Origin of the sequence: Enterococcus sp. AZ128, from assembly GCF_051714485.1 — a bacterium.
Taxonomy (GTDB): domain Bacteria; phylum Bacillota; class Bacilli; order Lactobacillales; family Enterococcaceae; genus Enterococcus_A.
In genome coordinates, this window is sequence record NZ_JBIORZ010000002.1 from 80914 (window position 1) to 100109 (window position 19196).

The following is a 19196-nucleotide window of genomic DNA, read 5'->3' on the forward strand; positions in this document are numbered from 1 at the left end:
TTCCCTCCCATAACCTTCTTTACCCTAATTCAGCTAATGCCGCTTCAAGTTTTGTTTTAATTTCATTTTTATCAACGATGTTGCCGATCCCGATTAATTTGTAGGGTAGATTTTTTTGCGCTAATTCTTCTGCGACATCCGGTAGAGTAATGATCATCTCACCGTTAAAACCAGACAAACCATCAAGTGAAGAATGTTCGACCTCGATTGGAAAATCGTTAGCTTTGACCACTTCATTTACTTTGATTTTTAACATCAAACTTGATCCGACTCCTGCTCGACACGCTACTAATGCTTTATACATAATTTTTTCGCTCCCTTATTGGTTTTTAAAATAATCAATGAAATCTTCTTTTGACGAAACTGTTCCTAAAAACGCAATGAATTCCTCTTGGCTCAATAAATCAGCTAACTTCGACAACAGTTCAATATGCTCTTCACTCGCTTTTGCACTAAGAGGAAAAAGATATTTAACGGGATCATTGGTTCCGTGGCCGGATACGACAGGAACCTTTAGTCGAACAAAGCCTAAAGCCAGTTTGTTTGCGCCATCCTCCACTGGAGCATGTGGCAATGCGATATTTTTTGTGATCACGATATACGGCCCCGTTTCGTGATAGATTCGAATGATCGAATCCACATAACCTGGAGTCACCGCCTCATTTTCAACTAACGGATCAAACGATTTTTTGATCGCCGTTTCAAAATCCTCTGCCTCTATATCAAGTTGAACGTAGGCTTCCTCGATACTTTCTTGTAACAATTTTTTCACCTCTTTATGATGGATTTCCTTTACATCCTCACTATATTTGACAACGCATACATCCGCAATACTAAGTCGGTTCGCTTTGTTTTTGAAAGAAATTAAGAACTGAACCGTTACAAATCAATTTTCGAAATAAAATGATAAAAATCTGCTTTTCCTGTGATTAAGGCTACCCGTTTGTTTATCGGCAGTTCACTTTTTTCTTAAGGATTAAGAAAGAGTGATCCAACTTTTATAAAAAAGAGATCACACTTCTAAAAAAGCGACACAAGTCTTTTCAAAAAATACTTAAGAAAAGAAAAGCCAAATGATGATAAACTTTAAAAATGTAAAGTTTATCATCATTCGACCTTAAATAATTCATGAACTCAAATTCGTTCATGACTCTATTCTTATCCGATTTTGGATGTTCATTCCGTCTTATTACGAAAAAATGATGCATTCGTTGATATTCTCACGATTGGTTAATATAGCTTGAAATAGCGTCTCATACATTTTCTGCCAGGTTGGTTGTTTCAAAATACGAAAAATTGAAATCGCCTGTTCGCAGTTCTGCCGACCAGCATCGATTGAATCTGCGATGATTTTTAGCCACCCTTGGTAGAACAGCAATTTAGTACTATTTAGTAAGTCGCCTTGATCTAAAAGTAATTTCTCGGTTTCCTGTAAAACTTCTCTTGCCCAACCTAGTTTACGAAAATTGATGAAGGTCGTACATGTGCCAAATAATAATTCGAACTTCATCAACTGCATTAACTGAACGCCAGCCTCTTTCTCAGTCCGGGAAACGGCTGTTCGTAAAAGTTGATGAACAGTCTCCACAGGAAAGCTGAATTGAAAAAAACGAAAGAGCAGCACTTCATAAACACCCCAATTTTCTACATTATATAAATGCTTTACGACCGGTTGAGATAGTTGTTGAAGCTCCGCAAAAAATTCGCCAATATTTACTTCTCCGCCTTGATCGCGTTCATGATTGAGTTGGTAGTTCAAACACAATAAGCGGCATAGCAGTTTTAGAAATTCTTCACTTTGTGTTCCTGTTTTGATCTCCTTCTGTAATTTGGTCATCTGCGGAATCGCTGCAGAAAAATTACGAGAGTGGTTCGTTTCATCGTTGCATTTAAAAATTTGATTCAAATAGAAAGTAAACTTGTCAGACACGAAAAATGCTCGTTCTGACAGATAGTGATAGGTCGTGTAGTCCGCTTCTCTAGCTCGTAAATAAAGAAATTCTTCTATTGAAATATTTAGCCTTTCCAGCAGATGCTCCAAACGATGAAAACTAATATTCGACTCTCCTTTTTCAAACTTGCTGATAAAAGATAAACTATTCTGTTCATCTGCAACATCCTGCATACTTAATCCACGTTCTTTACGTAGCTGTCGAAAGATTTTCCCCTCGATTGCTGCTCACTCCCTCATAATTCCACTATAGTAGAATTTATAGTTTTCTTTAGTTTAATTTATCTATACTAAATGAACAAGCGGTATTTTAGGAGGCGGTTATTATGAGGCGAGCAACAACCAATGACTTACCAAAAATCGTGGATTTCATTTATGAACGATTTTCAAATCTTGAACATTTCAATTTTTTAACTGAAAATATCGACACTTCTGAGGATCTTTTAAAGAAATTCATTCAAGCGGAGATCGCGCTATTTTTAAAGTATGGAGAGGTGCAGATATACGGCAATCCTATTACAGGGGTAATCAGCAGTATCCCTTCAAAGGAATTTACATTGCTGCGTCAGTTTATTGCTTCATTAAGTACTAGAAAAATTCTAAAGGAAATTCCGAAGGCTGATCAAAAACAACTATTGAAGCAGAATAAACGAATCGCAGAAATTCATTATGCAAAACCATGGCACAAAAAATATTCTAAAAACAGTTATTATGTCGCTCAAATTGCTGTTTCCAAAGAAGCGAAAGGTACTGGCATCATGCGGAAAATGCTGACACCCATTATGGAGGACTGTCAAAAGAAGGGGATAGATATTGTACTGGAAACAATGACAGAAGCAAATATACCGATTTATGAACATTTCGGTTTTGAATTGGCCGAACTACATCATAGTCCAAATGTTCCTTATGACGAATATTGTTTCATTAAAAGAGCTAGATAAGATAAAAGGAATATCAAAGTCATGATCTGCATGATTGATACTCCTTTTTATATACATATTTATAGAAAGAATTTTTCAAACAACGGGCACTTTCTTTCCGCTGCTTCGTCTATCTTCGCCATTTCCTGGACTTTCTTACGATATCGGATCGGTGACAGATGATATTTCTCCTTGAATCGTTTGCTAAAATAAGCGGAATTATTGTAGCCGCACTGAAAAGCGATAGTCGTAATCGGATGATTCGTTTGGTATAAGCGAATGGCTGAGGCAGTTAAGCGTAAGTCATTCAAGTAGTGACTAAAAGACAGCTCCGCAACTTGAAAAACTTTTTGTAACGTACGGATAGATGTCCGGCAGTAAGCCGCGGTTTCTTCAATTGTCAGATCAGGATTCTGCAAATTTATCCGCATAAAGTCCGTCGCTGCGACCAGAAGCCCATTATAATTTTCGCTAGCTAAAAAAGGTTCGGGTTCTGATTGCCAATCACAAAAAAGCTGAATAAAGTGTTTCAACAAATTATGATTTTCCTCTTCTGAACAAGAAGAAAATTGTTCGGCAATCTGAAAAATCATCTCCAATAAAATCCGCCCCGTCCCCTTTTCAGCAGCGATGATTCGGCTGGTCTTTGAATCGTCCAAAAGCTTAGACGTTTGACAATCCTGTTGGATGAATAAATTGATCCCTTCTGTCCTCTGTTCTCTTTGATACCTGCTGGTCGCTCGCAGATCAAAAATCCCTATAGTGTAATCCTTTAAAATACTGGTTTTTTCACCATCTGAGTGCCGTTCAAAACCATTTTTGATAAAGCGAAAGGCCAAGTAGTTTTTTTCATCATTGGAGCAGCGAGTAAAAATACCCTGCGAACGATCGACAATACTGTGAGTCAATACAAGGCGATCCAATTGATAAATTCTAGAGACGGCCAAGGTTTCCTTTGAACTATTGATCGTGTATTGATAGTTCAGCTGTGACAAACCATTTGAATAATCCTGCGACTTAGAAAACTGAGAACAATGAACCTTTCTTTCTGTCATCAACTTTTCCGCTCCCCTCGCGCAATAGTTATACTCCTCGGGCGCCAAAATCATAGCCTGCTTGATCAAATATCTTATACTTAAAGTATACTATTTGAACATTTTTTCACAAGTCTATTTTAAAGGATACTAGTCCTCTTTGCGCTTCAGCGCACTAGTGGAATGGTATACGGCTTGAAAAGCAGTCTTATTTTTCTGTATGAAAAATAAATACATTAGTTTGAAAAAGGAGGAATTGTCGTATGTCATCGAATTTTAAACATTTGTTTTCGCCTTTACAGATTGGTCCTGTTGAAATTCCCAATCGCATTGCCATGATGCCAATGGGGGTCTTCTCTCCCCGTTTGCTGAGTACCGAGACTGTCGCTTATACCAAAGAGGGTGCCGATTATTATATTGAAAGAGCAAAAGGTGGCACTGGCTTGATCATCACGGGATTAATGCCAGTTGTATCGAATATGGGCTTTTGTATTTTAAGTAATCCAGAAGGCTATGTTAGAGATATGAAGTATTTGATGGATGGTGTTCATGAAGCTGGCGGAAAAGTATTTGTGCAATTGACAGCTTTAACTGGCCGCGCAAATCACGGTCTAGTTGGTATCTGCCCCGCCCCTGCCCCTATCCAAAATGTCTGGGACCCGACGAAAACTGACCGCGGGATGTCCAAAGAAGAAATCAAAGAATATATCGAAAACTTCGCTAAGGGTGCCAAACTCGTTCAAGACGCCGGTGGGGACGGTGTTGAAATTCATGCGGTTCATGAAGGGTACTTGTTAGACCAGTTCGCCATCTCCTTCTTTAATCGACGCACTGACGAATACGGTGGTTCACTAGAAAATCGCCTTCGGATCATTAAAGAAATCGTTGAAGCGATCAAGAACGCCTGCGGACAGGACTTCCCTGTTTCTATGCGCTACAGTGTTAAAAGTTATGTAAAAGACTTCAACCGCGGTGCAATTCCTGGTGAGGAATTTGAAGAAAAAGGCCGTGATTTTGAAGAATCATTTATCGTTGCCAAGAAGTTAGAAGAATTTGGTTATGATATGTTAAACTGCGACAACGGCAGCTACGACTCTTGGTTTTGGGCACATCCGCCTATGTACATGCCGAAAGCTTGCAATTTGGAAGATGTAATGAAAGTCAAAGAACTTGTCTCGATTCCAGTCGCCTGCGCCGGCAGATTTGACGATCCGGCTTTAGCTGATGAAGTGATTGGTGAAGGAAAATTAGATGTCATGGGAATGGGACGCCCGTTGCTGGCGGATCCCTATGCCCCAGAGAAATTTGCCCAAGGCCGGTTGGATGACGTTCGGCCGTGCATTTACTGTCATCAAGGCTGTTTAGGTCGAATCTTCCAATTCAAAGATATTTCTTGTGCGGTCAATCCAGCCTGCGGACGTGAAAAAAGCTATGCGCTGACTCCTGCTGAAACGAAGAAAAAAGTTTTAGTAGTTGGTGGCGGAATTGGAGGAATGGAAGCGGCTCGCGTGGCTGCGATTCGCGGACACAGCGTTGACTTACATGAAAAGACAGATCAGTTGGGCGGTGTCTTTGTTGCAGCGGCGACACCTGATTTTAAAGAAGACGATCGACAATTGCTAGCTTGGTATAAGAAACAAATGAAGGATTTGCAGGTGACTATCCATCTGAATAGCGAAATCACAGAAGCTCAAACAAAAGGCTATGATGAAATCTTCGTTGCCACTGGTGCAAATGAACGCCGTTTAAGTACCCCAGGCTTTGACAGTGAACATGTGACTTATGCGATTGAGGCTTTACGTTATAAAGAAGCCGCAGGAGAAAATATTGTGGTCGTCGGAGGCGGTCTGACCGGTTGTGAAATCGCCTATGATCTCGCCAAAAAGGGTAAAAAAGTCACCATTATCGAAGCTAGCGAAACGATTTTGAATGCTTTTGGTTTATCAGCGGCCAATTACAATATGATGATGGAGCTTTTGGATTATTATCAGGTCACCGTGCTTAAAAATTCGGTCGTCGATAAATTTGTAGATGGTACGGCCTATGTTACAGAAACGGTTAAAAACTATCCGAACGTCGCAAACCGTGCTCAGCATATGTTCGCTTTAGGCGTGCAAGGTATGCCAAAAGCCCATGAGATTCCAGCTGACGACATCATTGTTTCTGTTGGCTACACACCTGACGATGCTTTATATCAAACAATTCAAGCGGAGAATGTCCACTTGATCGGTGATGCTAAGAAGCCGACGAATGTTATGGACGCTATCTGGGCAGCTTATGAAGCAGCGATGCTTGTTTAAAAGATAAAGTATTTTTGAAAAATACTTTATAAAAGTAAAGTAAATACGCCTATTACTTTCGAAATGTATAGTAATAGGCGTATTTGACTTTCTTTTATTCCGTTGCTAAATCTTCTCCATTGCTGGCGATCACTTTTTTATACCAATGGAAACTATCTTTACGGCTACGATCAAACGTACCGTTTCCTTCATCGTCCTTGTCGACATAAATAAAGCCATAGCGTTTCGACATTTCCCCGGTTCCGCCAGAAACTAAATCAATACATCCCCAAGAGGTGTAGCCAATCAAATCAACGCCATCTTGGATGGCGTTGTCCATCTCAATCACATGTTTTCTCAAATAATCAATTCGATAATCATCATGGATCGATCCGTCTGACTCAACTTTATCAACCGCGCCCAGACCATTTTCAACTACCATCAATGGAATTTCATAGCGGTCATACAGCTCATTCAACGAGAACCGCAGCCCAACAGGATCGACCTGCCAGCCCCATTCACTCGTTTCTAAATAGTCATTCTTTACTCCGCCAAATAAATTGCCGCCTACCCGATCACCGTTTTCATCAATATTCGCAGTCGCACAACTCGTCATGTAATAAGAGAACGTATAATAATCAACCGTTCCCTCCTTTAGAATCTCCTCATCGCCAGCTTCAAAAGTAATCTGGATACCATGCTTCGCAAAATAATTTTTCATATAATAAGGATATTTCCCTTTAACTTGAACATCTCCACAGAACCAATTTAATTTTTTGACTAATTCTTGATTTGCCAAAACATCTTCCGGCTTGCAGGTCAGCGGATACATCGTCATATACGCCAGCATACAACCGATTTGAAAATCCGGATTGATCTGATGACCAATTTTCACCGCTTTGGCACTGGCAACGAACATATGATGCAAGGCCTGAAAACGGCGTGCCTCATCATCTTCCTCATCTAAAATCCCCAGTAAATTACGTCCGCCCAGCGGCAATGTGCCAAAATTGATCTCATTGAAGGTCAGCCAATATTTGACCTTGTCCTTATATCGTTCAAATAGTGTTGTTGCATATTTTACAAAGAAATCGATCGTTTTCCGATTTGAGAAACCGTCGTAATTCTCTGCCAAAGCGTACGGCAATTCAAAATGACTGATCGTTACCAGCGGTTCAATGTCATACTTCTTGCATTCATCAAAAACCTTATCGTAAAAAGCCAGCCCTTCTTCATTCGGCTCTGCCTCATCACCCTTCGGAAAAATCCGAGACCACGCAATACTTAAACGAAAAACTTTGAAACCCATCTCCGCAAACAAAGCGATGTCCTCTTTGTAGCGACGATAAAAATCAATACCGTCATGACTCGGGTAGTAGCTGTCTTCCTCAATCGTTGATGTCATTACTCGAAATTGTTTCCTGCCGCCGGAACGCATATGATCTTGGATGCTTTCACCTTTTCCGTCAACATCCCAAGCACCCTCACATTGATTAGCAGCTGTTGCACCGCCCCATAAAAAATCTTTTGGAAAAGTCATTTATTGTTCCTCATTTCGTTTAAATTTGGGGTGATTGCCTTCTAAAAACGTCAAAAACCCGCCAACAAATAAGCGTTATTCACGCGACATTTGTTAACAGGTTTAGCTTGCTCGAAGCAATCACTATCCATTTGTTATTCATTTCTAGTTGAATTATAGCATTACGCTTCAAAAAAATGCAAACGCTTTTTTAGTGTTTTTTATAGAAGAAGCGTTCTTGCATTTCCGCCACTTGGCTTTTCAACTCTAAAGCATTCCTTTTCGCTTTTTCCAAAGAATCAATCAGATTATCACAGGCGGTAATGATGCTGTCATCTAGAGTAGTCGGATTTAACAGCACTTTGATGTCCTGTTTTTCTTGATCGACCGCATTCAGCATCCGCAAAATTGCCGCTAAAGAATACTTAGCTGATCTTAATGTCCGAATGATTTTCAAGCGCTTGATATCTTCACCATCGTACGTGCGATAATTATTTTTGCTTCTTTTAATTGTGAGCAACCCGTTTCGCTCCCAATTTCTTAACGCATCGGAAGTTACGCCAAGATGTTCAGCTGCCTCACTTCTTGTAAAACAACTATTTGTTTCATCCGTTTTTCCGGAGAAAAGATTTTCGACTACCTTAATCACTTCATTCGCGTTGGAAATTTCTATCTCCACTAAACTAAGATAATTATCAAGGAGCAACTGCGCTTGCTCAAAATCATATTTAGCTATCGCTTTGACCATGTCTACCATAGTAATTCTCAATCCCGATTGTAGGACTTCAATTTGAAAAGCGACCTGAGCAATTTTGATCGTCTCAATGTGATAATCCGTGAAAACACGGTAGCCATTATCCGCTCTGGGAGGAATGGGAATCAATTCCCACTCCTCATAGCGTCGAATTGTATTTGGATGCAGCCCTACAATAGCTGCAACTTCAGATGTGCTGTATGTTTTCATCGCAGCTCCCTTCAATCACTCGTGTATTAGAAGTGTCAATTCATGTAAAGCTCTAGAACAGCTAATGTAAAGCAATGTACTTTTTTCTTCAAGCTGATGGGAACAAATATCGGGTAAAATCACTTGATCAAACTCCAACCCTTTAGCAAATTGCGTCGTTGTCAAAATAATTCCTTCCGTAATCTTCTTCGTGTCTTTCTCAAAACGGACAATGTCTTCATTAGGAAAAGCAGCTTCGATTTTCTCCGCCTCCTGCCAATTCTGACAAATTATACCACATGTTTTGTAGTCACTTTTCTTAAATTCGTTGATCTTTTTTGTTAAAGCCGTGTTTTCGTGTTTTAAAACTTCGACCTCCTTTCCATGCCGCTGAATCGGTTGGATATCTTCTCCATCAATAAAACGCTTCGCAAAATCCATGATTTCAAAACTTGAGCGGTAACTTGTATAAAACTTTAACAACCGGACTTTGGATAATAAAATCTGGATTTCCGTTAAAAAAGCTGGGTCTGGAACGATCAGTGTTTGATGAATATCACCGCAAATCGTTTTTTGACATGGAAACAACTGATCAATCACCGAAAGCTGCAGCAAAGAGTAGTCTTGCATCTCATCGATCACTAAATGCTGGACCTGCTTATTAGGTTTGATGCCTTCGATCATTAATTTGAACAATAAATATGGGAAGAGATCAGAATACCAAATAACATTTCGTTCCGAAGAATGCGCAAAGTTGTTTACGGATAAAAATTTATAATAGTCCGTTAAACTCCCAGTGACGTTGACTATTTTCTTAAAATGCTGCGTCAGCTGTTTTGAAAATTTTTCTCGACTTAGCTCTGATACTCGCTTACTGAGAAGTCCCGTTATCTCTTGAATCAGCTCAAATAGATTTTTCATTGGCTGCTGATCTATGAAACGTTTGATTTCTTCCGGTAAAATCTCTTGACCTGCAATAGTAATTTCCGTTGAATATAAACGCGCCTTCAGCATTTCAAAATGCTTATTCAGCTTATTCAAAAAAGGTTTTGATTGTTTATACCTGTAGTTTTCTGCTTGAACCGAATTTGGATTTTCCAATGCCTCGTTCAACTCATCCTGCCGATCGGCCACACGGTATTTTTTTTCCAAAAACATGGTCCCAAGACTAACAATATCGACTTGCGGCAGTTCATCTTCTCCCAACTCTGGTAATACCGTCGAAATATAATCCGCAAATACTTGATTAGGGGAAACGATCAAAATATCTGATGCAGATAGTTCCGCTTTTTTCTGGTAAAGCAGATAGGCCATGCGATGCAGTGCAATCGAAGTTTTGCCTGAACCAGCCACACCTTGAATGATCAGATTTTTCGTTTCTGTGTCTCTAATCGCCGCGTTTTGTTCCTTTTGAATCGTATGGATGATGGTTTTCATTTCGTTGGAGGTCTTATTACTCAACTCTCGCATGAGTAGTTCATCATTCACAGCATCATTGGTATCAATCACAAAATCGATCGTGCCCTGCTTAATTTCAAACTGTCTTTTCAAGTGCAGCTTTCCATAAAACTTCCGATTGTGAGACTCATAATAGGCATTCCCAAGAGAAAAATCATAATACAACGAAGATATGGGGGCCCGCCAATCATAAATCAATTGTTCGCCAAAACGATCCGCAAACCCATAGCGACCGATATAAAAATCTTCCGTTTCATCCTCTTCCGCGAATTGGAATGCAATCTTACTAAAATAAGGCGTATCTTTTTGATAATTCAACTTTTTCAATACATTCGCTTCTAGTACGCTGCGACTGTCAAGAAATTTTAAACTTTGATGGTGATTGTATACTTCATATTTGTCTAGTTCATTTTTATAATCAATCGTGTAGTGTTTCAAATCTTTATAATTCGTTTCATTGGTGTCCAAGGTCTCCTCGACTTCGATGATTTTTCTTTTCAACTTACCTGTGACATCGGCTAAGTAACGATCTTCTGTCATTGAAATCATACAATCCTCCCCTTTCATCAGTCCTCATCTTAGCAGATAGGCATAGGGTTGGTGTTATAGTGGAGGGTTTGGAAATGAAAAACATTATAAATAAACGAGCTGCTTCTGAGGCAGCTCGTTAACTTACTATTTCAATACGTATCTTCATTTTTCCTAGCTTGAAAACCAACGTTTGATCTTGACCGGTTTATTATGTTTTATACTTTTTGAAGCGATCCAAGAGCAGTTGGTTTACCCTCTTTGGTTTCTTAGTGTTGTTCGTACTATTTTTGATCTTTTGCGTTTTTATCTCTGCATTTTTAAGTACTTCATTTTTGGAAACCTTCTCTGCCCTTTGATAGCAGAGACTCCCTAGAATGGTATCGTTTAAAAGGTTTTCGTTAAACATAGCCGCTAATTCATCCTCAGATACCATCGTAATGTCTCGTCCGTCTGGCAAAGTCAGGTCTATTTGCTGGATGCCATCTTCCATCTCATCAACAAGTTGAATAGCAAAACCGTTGGGATCCTGAACAGTCTCCTTCATTGCAGCTGCTTCATCATTTTCAGCAAAAATCGGGATTTCGATTATTTCAATAAATTTTGCGTTAACGACTTCTTGGAATAACTTTGTATGATTTTTTTCAAATAAATTCATTGCCGTAAATTTTTCTAAAGCAGCTCTGATCTCTTTTGGTGATTTTTTAGAAACTGGTTCTTTCATACTCCAACGATGACTTTTTCCTGCACTATTTTTAAATGTCGCAACTAATCTCCGCATTATTTTCCTCCTTATTACTAGCGATCATCACTCCCGCTCTTTTGATTCAAAATGCTTTATACTAATGGTCCAAGGCCAATCTAATTTTTTTAACCATAAATTTTGGATGTACACTTATGTGAAAAAATGGCACCTTCAGCAGGTTTATCGAGAACTTTCAAACACCATCATTTGATAGCTTTACTGAACATTGAATAATTGGTTAGTCAATCACGTAGGACCCTTTCATCATTTTTCGTTGTTAACTACTAAACTTTAATCTGGATTCACAAGTGTTGTCAACTTGATAATTTTTTTATGTCGACTAAAAACAGCAATTCACAAATGAACAAGCTGAGTGCAGCAATGTTTCCCACGATAAGACGAAAAAAAATATTTATTTTGCGCACTAAAATGAAAAAAATAAATAAATCCAGCCTTTGGGCAAAGCGTATTTAAACTAGAAACTGATTTCATTTTCTAACCGACAAGCTGATGCTCTATTTATGAATTCGTAAGTATGAGTTTGATTCTTCCACGAAACTGGTCTGACTGAAATTTCTGCCTGGTTTAGATAAAAGGATGCGTTTCCAACTTTTGTTTGATAGTATTAAATTAACGAATGAACTGGAGGAAAAAATGAAAAAAAAGCTATTTTTGATGCGTCATGGAGAAACACTTTTTAATCAACTGAAAAAAATACAAGGAGCTTGCGACTCTCCATTAACTGAAAAAGGTATCCAGCAAGCTAAAAACACGCGTGACTATTTTCAAGAAAGAATGATTCAATTTGATCACCTCTACTCCTCTACGCAAGAGCGGGCAAGCGACACCTTGGAGATCGTAACTGAAAGTAAAAATTATCAGCGTTTAAAAGCGTTGAAAGAAATGGGTTTTGGCTCTTTTGAAGGCGAGCAGCAGTTTTTACAGCCGCAAAATCCAGAATACTTTGAGGACTTCTACCTGCAATTCGGCGGAGAATCAATGTCTTCGGTTCAAACACGAGTGACTGCGGCATTGCATCATATCATGGCACAGGATGATCATCAAAACGTGTTGGCTGTGTCTCACAATGGTGCTTGCATCAGTTTTCTTCAAACAATCTGGCAAGGGGATAAAAATGAACTAGTACGTGCATTTCCCAACTGTGGCATTTTCATTCTAAATTATGAAGATCGAAAATTTCAATTAGAGGATATCATTGATCCTGCAACGCAAACCAGCATTTTATAAACGTCATCTTTTTGCTAGAAAAACGCCTGTCTCAACTGTTGAGACAGGCGTTTTGTTCTATCCTAATACTTTTCGAAAAACTGGCCTATCATTACTCTTGCCATAATCAAAATCACTCGTTACGGATTTTAACTTATTCATATCTTCCTCTGAAATTTGAAAATCACTTGCGGCATTGTTCTTCATATGTTCTTGATTCTCTGTCTTTGGTAATGGCAAAAGATTAAGCTGTAAACAGTCGATTCCTTCAAATGACATTTCACCTATGTGTGCAAGAACCTGATTGACCATTGGTTTAATGGTAGAATTTTCTAAGAAGTTTTTCAAATCAACGGTTTCATGAAATCATTAATGCCAAAGAAAACAGCTTAGTCTTTATTCCATTAAAACCAGCACTCACTTCAAGAATCAATATTATTTGGAAAAAGAAACAGATTTTTTCTAATCCTGGTGCTCTCTTTTTAGAAAAGCTAACACAATCGTTATAAAACGAAATCTTCGTGCTTTTAGCCATTCCGCGTTACAATGACACTACTAATCAGGACGTCAGTTCTGCCTATGGCATTTTTTACGATGGTACTACTAGTCTTATTTTAGCGATTGCATCGTACGGGCTGTTTAGCAGACTGATATTCGTGATGAACATCAGTCTTACATTTTTCTGCAAGAAAAATTAAGTACAATAATTGGAATTAGGAGTGGTTAGAATGACTAGTTTTGCTAAAAGAACCGAAGATGAATTACTTTCGCCAGATAACACTGTATTGACTGTGATCGATTATCAACCGACTCAAATCAATTCGATCAATTCCATGAATCGCTCAGAATTGATTCGCAATACGGAGATCGTCATCGAGCTGGCGAAACTTTACAATATCCCAATCGTCCTTTCTACTGTAAATGTTGAAAAGGGCTGGAATACTGACACTATCCCTGTCTTGAAGAAAGCTGTCGGTGAAGATGCCCCATCGTATGACCGCAGTTCGATCAATGCTTGGGAAGATAACGAATACAACGAAGCAATCAAAGCGACTGGCCGGAAAAAAATCTTGATTCTTGCTTTGTGGACCGAAGCTTGTTTGACCTTCCCTACGCTGGATGCGTTAAAGGAAGGCTACGAGGTGTATCCAATTGTTGATGCTGTCGGCGGAACGTCAACCATTGCTCATGAAACAGCGTTGCGTCGTGTTGAACAAGCAGGCGCGCACTTAACTTCTATCGCACAACTCGCTTGCGAATTACAAAGAGATTGGAACCGTGAAGAGACTGTTCCCGGATTTGATGAATTGATGACTAAATTCGGTGCTTTCTCTAATTTACGCTAGTGGTGCTTTCTTAACGAACAATGCTTCGAAAAAAAGGGCGAACACTCGTAAACTTTCGAAATTGAAAGTAATAGGAGTGTTCGCTTTCTTTTTATTAAGTATTTTTCAAAAAAACTTTTGAATTATAAACTTTTTATTGAAAATACTGTGTATCGCCAATTTTATCCAACGTATAGTTTCCGTCTTTATACTTAAGGGTGGTCACACTGCAATTATCCAGCATTTCGCCATTGTATTCATCAGGAACTAGCATTTCCAGTAAAGTAGGGATCATACCGCCTGATGAAACGACCATCACATTTTTAGCATTGGACTTTTTAGCATCCTTGATGACTTTTGCCATCGCAGCTTTTCCACGGGTAGTGATCTCATCATAATTTTCGGCTGCTCCTAATGAGTCATTTTCTGCGATTGCGTTGGCAATTCCATCGTCACCGATCTTCTCAACTAATTTTTCGTAGTCAGACCATTCATCATCTAACTTAAAGCCGTTCGCTTCAAAAATCGGAGTCCACATTTCTTTATCGGTTTTTCCTTCATAACCGCCATAGTTCCATTCCTTAAAGCCATCATGCTCAAGTAACTTAGGCTTTTTATTGTCATTCTTAGAAAGAATCAGTTTTGCTGTGTTCCGTTGGCGTCCTAAATCACTAGAATAAGCCAAATCAAACGTGATTTCTTTCAACCCTGTACCAAGTTTTTTTGCCTGACTGATTCCTTTATCTGTCAACGGTGAATTCGAAAACCCTTGGACCTGCCCAGTCGTATTAAAAAAAGTTTTACCGTGCCGAATCAAATAGATCGTAACTTCAGCATTTTTCTTTGCGGCTTCTGCTTCTGTACATTTGAGCGCTCCGGCAATCAACGTCAACCCAAGCAAACCTGTCAGCATCATCCCGAATACTTTTTTCATGATTATAATTCCCCTCCATTGGTTTCGATTAGATGTTTGTACCAATAAAATGAATCTTTTGGACTTCTGGAAAGATCGCCGCTGCCGTCATCATGCTTATTGACATAAATGAAACCGTAACGTTTTTTCATTTCGCCAGTTGTCGCGCTAACTAGATCGATCGGACCCCACATCAAATAGCCAAAACAATCCACTTTATCCTCTACGACTGCTTTTTTCAGCTCGCTAAGATGTTTTTGTAAAAAATCGACTCGATAATCGTCATGAACGATTCCATCAGTTCCTACCTCATCAACGGCTCCCAGACCATTTTCACAGATAATAATCGGTAAGCCATATCTCCGATAAGTATAATTCAATAGATATCTCAGTCCGATCGGATCAATTCCCCAACCCCATTTGCTCTTCTCCAAGAAAGGATTTTGTACTCCGCCAAATAATGACTCTTCTTCATCACCACCACCTTCGTAGTGAGCAACGTCAGTCATATAGTAATTCATACCGATAAAATCAAGCTTACCTTCCGCAAAGGCTTGATTATCTTCCTCCCTCATTCCAATATCAATACCCATATCCGCATATTCTCTTAACTTGTACTCGGGGAATTTGCCATTGCACATCGCATCGATTTGGTAAAAATCACGATCCATTTCTTTAAACGCATTCAGCACATTAACGGGATCACAATTTACTGGATACGTTGGAGTAATTCCAAATACACAACCGACCTCGCTTTTTGAGTCTAGTTGATGGATCAAACTTGTCGCTTTGACACCAGCTAAAGTCATGTTGTAGCCGACGACTGCTAACGTCTCCTTTTTATTGCCATCGAGTTCGCTATATTTTAACCCGGCTAAAATATAGGTGAACATATCTGAAGCCTCGGTTTGCGGATCAATATGATTCATCTCGTTAAATGTTACCCAGTATTTGACCTTCCCTTTTAAAGCGTTAACCATTGTTTCAACAAAGTTTAAATAGAAATCAATGACCTCGCGGTTTTTCCATGAACCATATTTTTTTACCAAATTCATCGGCAGCTCAAAATGATACAAGGTAATAATCGGTTCGATATTGTATTTCAATAGCTCGTCGACAACACTCTGATAAAACGCGATCCCCGCTTGATTCGGTTTTGCATCGTCACCATTCGGATAAATTCGCGACCAATCGATGGAAATGCGCAAACTTTTAAAGCCCATTTCACCAAATAACTTGATATCTTCTTTGTAGCGATGATAGAAATCGATCCCTTCATGAGACGGATAATGTCTGCCTGCTTCGATCGTTTTGGTATATTCTCGCGGTATCGTCGCCGCTCCCGAAGTCGCAAAATCCATGATTGCGGGTCCTTTGCCTCCTTCTTGCCAAGCCCCCTCTAATTGATGGGCCGCAATACTGCCGCCCCATAAAAAATCTTTCGATAATTTTGACATTCCATCTACCTCCGTTTTATACAACAACTGTCAGACAATTTTCTTTGCTATCCAGACTTAGATCACTGGTCGGTAAAACGTCCAAATAATCTGACGTATTCGTGATGACTGTAATAACTACTGGATCATATCCTTCACGACGAATCCCTGCCATATCTGCTTTCAAAATCGCATCACCTGCAGTAACTTGATCGCCTTGTTTCACAAAGGACTCAAAATATTTTCCATCCAATTCGACTGTGTTGATACCAATATGGATTAAAATCTCCACACCGTATTCGGTTTTGATCCCAATTGCGTGATTGGTTGGAAACAAGCTGACTACTTCACCATTGACCGGTGCATGAATCGTATCTTCCTCTGGTTCTATCCCTAGTCCTTTTCCTAAAGCGGAAGAAGAAAACGCTTTGTCATTTACATTACTCAACGCCATGTTCTTTCCTTTAACCGGTGCTTTGATCAATAATTTTGTGACCGCTTCCGCATCTGTTTCAACAGATGCCGTTTGCTTTTCAGCTGCTTTGTCGTCATCCGGAATTCCTAATATAAACGCAGCGATGGCTGCACCTACGAACCCAATGATCACTGCAATCAGCATCATGTAGAAGTTTCTGTAATTGTCTTTTCCAATAAATGAAGCAATTCCAAATAATCCTACTGGCGCATAACCAACGACTTTCATCAAACCAGCGAATAAACCACCTAGTCCACCGCCGATCATTACAGCTATATACGGGCGTCGATATTTAACAAATACGCCATATACCGCCGGTTCTGTAACACCCATAAATGCGCTAAAAGCTGTCGTACCGAATAATTGTTTTTGCTTTTTGTCTTTTGACCGGAAGAAATAACCCATTATAGCACCACATACAGCTATATCAGAAATGATCCAAGCTGCGGTAAATACCGGATCATAACCTAGTGTCGCATAGGAATTCATGAAGATTGGGATAATGAAATTCCCTGCTCCAATCGTAATCAAGAACGGTTGCAGCGCTGCATACAGCATGACAACACTCCAGCTGCCAAAAGTATTTCCGATGAAATCAAAAACAAAGTTCAAGCCGTTGCCAATATAATTTCCTAGAGGTCCAAAAAGGATCAAAGTAATTGGCAAAGTAATAATTAATATCAAAACTGGATTGAAAAAATATTGCAGGGCTTTTGGCATGATCTTTTCAAGGGCATCACCCAAAAATTTCATGAAAATTATACTTAAAATAATTGGGAAAAATGAGTTAGAATACGTTGTTTCAGGCAAATTCAAGCCGAGAAAATCCAGACCTTTCGCGCCATTGATCGTATCTGACATCAAGGTTAATGCGACTGTAACAGCTAGATATTCATTCACATCGAGCTGTCGAGCAAAAGAGATCGCAATCAAAACCGGCAGAAAGAAGAAAACCGATTGACGAATCGCATCTAAGATTAAATAGGTCGAGCTTTCAGCAGAGACCAGCCCCGTCAAAGAGATCAGGGATAAAATCCCAGCTAGCAACCCGGCCGACATAATCGGAACCAAAATTGGACCCATCGCCTCTGATAAAATCCGTAAGGCCATCGTGATAAACTTCTCTTTTTCTCCGGTTCCAGATTTTTTATCTTCACCTTTTAAGCCTAAAATCTGGTTCATCTCAGGGCGAATATCTTGTACCTGTGTTCCGATAATAACTTGATAAGCCACATCATTAGAAACAACATCAATCACATCTGGTAATTCTTTGATTTCTTCTGTTCTGGCCAAGCTTCGATCATTCAATTTGAAGCGCAAACGTGTCATACAGTTGGTGACACTTTGAATATTATTTTTACCGCCGACCAACTCGATCAGCTGATTGCAAAATTCTTGATATTTCATATTAGTTTCCCTCTTCTCGTTTTGTGACTCGTCGAATGTGGAGCATTAAATAAGCTTCCTCATCATCCGATAATTCCTTTTCAAACGTGTCTCTGACATAGATGCGTATTTTATTAACACAGCGATATGCATCCGGATAAAGTTTACGAATTTGTCGATTGAGCTCAGTCTCATTTGATGTAAATGCCTCATTCTTAAACATCCGAACGATGAAATATTGCAGGTGAGTGACAAGGCGAATATAGTTGATACTTTCCTCTTCAAAATCCAATTTGAAGTGATACTTGATGATAGATAAAATATCCCGTACAGCTTCCATCATTCGCATCATATTATCGTCTTCACTGCTTTTGGCCTGTAAATTGATGAAATGCAAAGCGATGGAGACCGCTTCCTCATTTGGGCAGGATAGTCCCGTCGCTTCCTCAATCAATCCTACAGCGTAAAGTCCAATCTTATAGTGATCCGGATAAAATTTTCGGACCTCCCAGTCCAATGGACTTTTTACGATTTGTTCTTTATTCAAACGTTTAATAGCAAAATCGATATGGTCTAACAAAGCTAAATAAAGATAATCGGACACATCCTTCTGAATGATTTCTTCCCCATATTCAATCGTCTTGGTCACGATCTGAAGGTAGTCATCTTTTGTGTTAGAAAGCAAATAGCTGAAATGTTCCAATTTATCATGTGAATCTAGTACGTACTTTTTTTGGATATCTTTTTCTCCGATGTTGTCGCCGACCTTATGCTTAAATGCGACACCCTTTGAATATACAATGATTTCGTTTCCGCGCGTTTGATTATTACTCCCTTTTTTTACAATGGCTACATTATTGTTCAAAATTTGACTGATGATCATATTTTCCCTCCTTCCAAACAAAAAAACCCAAATTACCTGAGGATAGCGTATTTATCCCAAGGTAATTTGAGTTCTGCCTGCATGATCAGTAACATACTCAAAGCAGCAACTACCACCGTTGCTTTGATTTAAGTTTTCTCACTATTATTGTAAAGGAGGAAAATTCCAATATCA

17 protein-coding genes are annotated in these 19196 nt (G+C 39.2%); 4 read left to right on the forward strand and 13 right to left on the reverse strand.

The window, feature by feature from the left end; all coding sequences use genetic code 11:
- Window positions 1-19: 19 nt before the first annotated feature.
- From IGI38_RS12170 to IGI38_RS12180, 3 genes are all read right to left on the reverse strand, one after another.
- Complete coding sequence (locus tag IGI38_RS12170) at window positions 20-304, reverse strand: PTS sugar transporter subunit IIB (RefSeq protein WP_438730656.1); 285 nt, start codon at window positions 302-304, stop codon at window positions 20-22.
- 15 nt (window positions 305-319) lie between these two features.
- Window positions 320-763, reverse strand: coding sequence for a PTS sugar transporter subunit IIA (locus tag IGI38_RS12175; protein WP_438730659.1), 444 nt, complete (start codon window positions 761-763; stop codon window positions 320-322).
- A 426-nt stretch (window positions 764-1189) separates the two neighbouring features.
- Complete coding sequence (locus IGI38_RS12180; protein WP_438733368.1) at window positions 1190-2173, reverse strand: helix-turn-helix domain-containing protein; 984 nt, start codon at window positions 2171-2173, stop codon at window positions 1190-1192.
- 104 nt (window positions 2174-2277) lie between these two features.
- Between IGI38_RS12180 and IGI38_RS12185 the strand changes: the two genes are divergently transcribed.
- Complete coding sequence (locus IGI38_RS12185) at window positions 2278-2892, forward strand: GNAT family N-acetyltransferase (RefSeq protein ID WP_438730661.1); 615 nt, start codon at window positions 2278-2280, stop codon at window positions 2890-2892.
- Window positions 2893-2951: 59 nt separating this feature from the next.
- Here the strand turns inward: IGI38_RS12185 and IGI38_RS12190 are convergent, their stop codons facing one another.
- The gene (locus tag IGI38_RS12190) at window positions 2952-3926 is read right to left on the reverse strand and encodes a helix-turn-helix domain-containing protein (protein ID WP_438730664.1); all 975 of its coding nucleotides are present in this window, start codon (window positions 3924-3926) and stop codon (window positions 2952-2954) included.
- 242 nt (window positions 3927-4168) lie between these two features.
- Here IGI38_RS12190 and IGI38_RS12195 point away from each other — a divergent pair, with 242 nt between their 5' ends.
- Complete coding sequence (locus IGI38_RS12195) at window positions 4169-6205, forward strand: FAD-dependent oxidoreductase (RefSeq protein WP_438730667.1); 2037 nt, start codon at window positions 4169-4171, stop codon at window positions 6203-6205.
- Between the two features lie 94 nt (window positions 6206-6299).
- Here the strand turns inward: IGI38_RS12195 and IGI38_RS12200 are convergent, their stop codons facing one another.
- From IGI38_RS12200 to IGI38_RS12215, 4 genes are all read right to left on the reverse strand, one after another.
- Complete coding sequence (locus tag IGI38_RS12200; protein ID WP_438730670.1) at window positions 6300-7724, reverse strand: glycoside hydrolase family 1 protein; 1425 nt, start codon at window positions 7722-7724, stop codon at window positions 6300-6302.
- Between the two features lie 190 nt (window positions 7725-7914).
- Window positions 7915-8667, reverse strand: coding sequence for a MerR family transcriptional regulator (locus tag IGI38_RS12205; protein ID WP_438730673.1), 753 nt, complete (start codon window positions 8665-8667; stop codon window positions 7915-7917).
- A gap of 15 nt (window positions 8668-8682) precedes the next feature.
- Window positions 8683-10653, reverse strand: a complete 1971-nt coding sequence (locus tag IGI38_RS12210) for a HelD family protein (RefSeq protein WP_438730676.1) — start codon at window positions 10651-10653, stop codon at window positions 8683-8685.
- Between the two features lie 190 nt (window positions 10654-10843).
- Complete coding sequence (locus tag IGI38_RS12215) at window positions 10844-11413, reverse strand: DUF2922 family protein (protein ID WP_438730679.1); 570 nt, start codon at window positions 11411-11413, stop codon at window positions 10844-10846.
- Window positions 11414-12031: 618 nt separating this feature from the next.
- Here IGI38_RS12215 and IGI38_RS12220 point away from each other — a divergent pair.
- Window positions 12032-12625 (forward strand): histidine phosphatase family protein, encoded by a 594-nt coding sequence (locus IGI38_RS12220; RefSeq protein ID WP_438730682.1) that lies wholly within the window; start codon window positions 12032-12034, stop codon window positions 12623-12625.
- A 57-nt stretch (window positions 12626-12682) separates the two neighbouring features.
- Here IGI38_RS12220 and IGI38_RS12225 read toward each other — a convergent pair whose 3' ends face one another.
- A complete protein-coding gene (locus tag IGI38_RS12225; RefSeq protein ID WP_438730684.1) occupies window positions 12683-12883 on the reverse strand; it encodes a hypothetical protein in 201 nt (66 codons plus the stop codon).
- 449 nt (window positions 12884-13332) lie between these two features.
- On the opposite strand from IGI38_RS12225, the gene IGI38_RS12230 reads away from it, so the two are divergent.
- Window positions 13333-13950 carry a hydrolase gene (locus tag IGI38_RS12230; protein WP_438730686.1) on the forward strand — a complete coding sequence of 206 codons (618 nt, stop codon included), beginning with the start codon at window positions 13333-13335 and terminating at the stop codon, window positions 13948-13950.
- Between the two features lie 133 nt (window positions 13951-14083).
- Here IGI38_RS12230 and IGI38_RS12235 read toward each other — a convergent pair whose 3' ends face one another.
- Genes IGI38_RS12235 through IGI38_RS12250 form a run of 4 tightly spaced genes read right to left on the reverse strand, consistent with a single transcriptional unit; the run spans window position 14084 to window position 19022 of the window.
- Entirely contained in the window at window positions 14084-14863 is a 780-nt protein-coding gene (locus IGI38_RS12235; RefSeq protein WP_438730689.1) for a histidine phosphatase family protein, read from the reverse strand.
- 2 nt (window positions 14864-14865) lie between these two features.
- Window positions 14866-16299, reverse strand: coding sequence for a family 1 glycosylhydrolase (locus tag IGI38_RS12240; RefSeq protein WP_438730692.1), 1434 nt, complete (start codon window positions 16297-16299; stop codon window positions 14866-14868).
- Between the two features lie 16 nt (window positions 16300-16315).
- Window positions 16316-18160, reverse strand: coding sequence for a beta-glucoside-specific PTS transporter subunit IIABC (locus IGI38_RS12245; RefSeq protein ID WP_438730695.1), 1845 nt, complete (start codon window positions 18158-18160; stop codon window positions 16316-16318).
- Between the two features lies 1 nt (window position 18161).
- Window positions 18162-19022: a PRD domain-containing protein gene (locus tag IGI38_RS12250; RefSeq protein ID WP_438730697.1), complete on the reverse strand. Its 861-nt coding sequence runs from the start codon at window positions 19020-19022 to the stop codon at window positions 18162-18164.
- Window positions 19023-19196 lie beyond the last annotated feature (174 nt).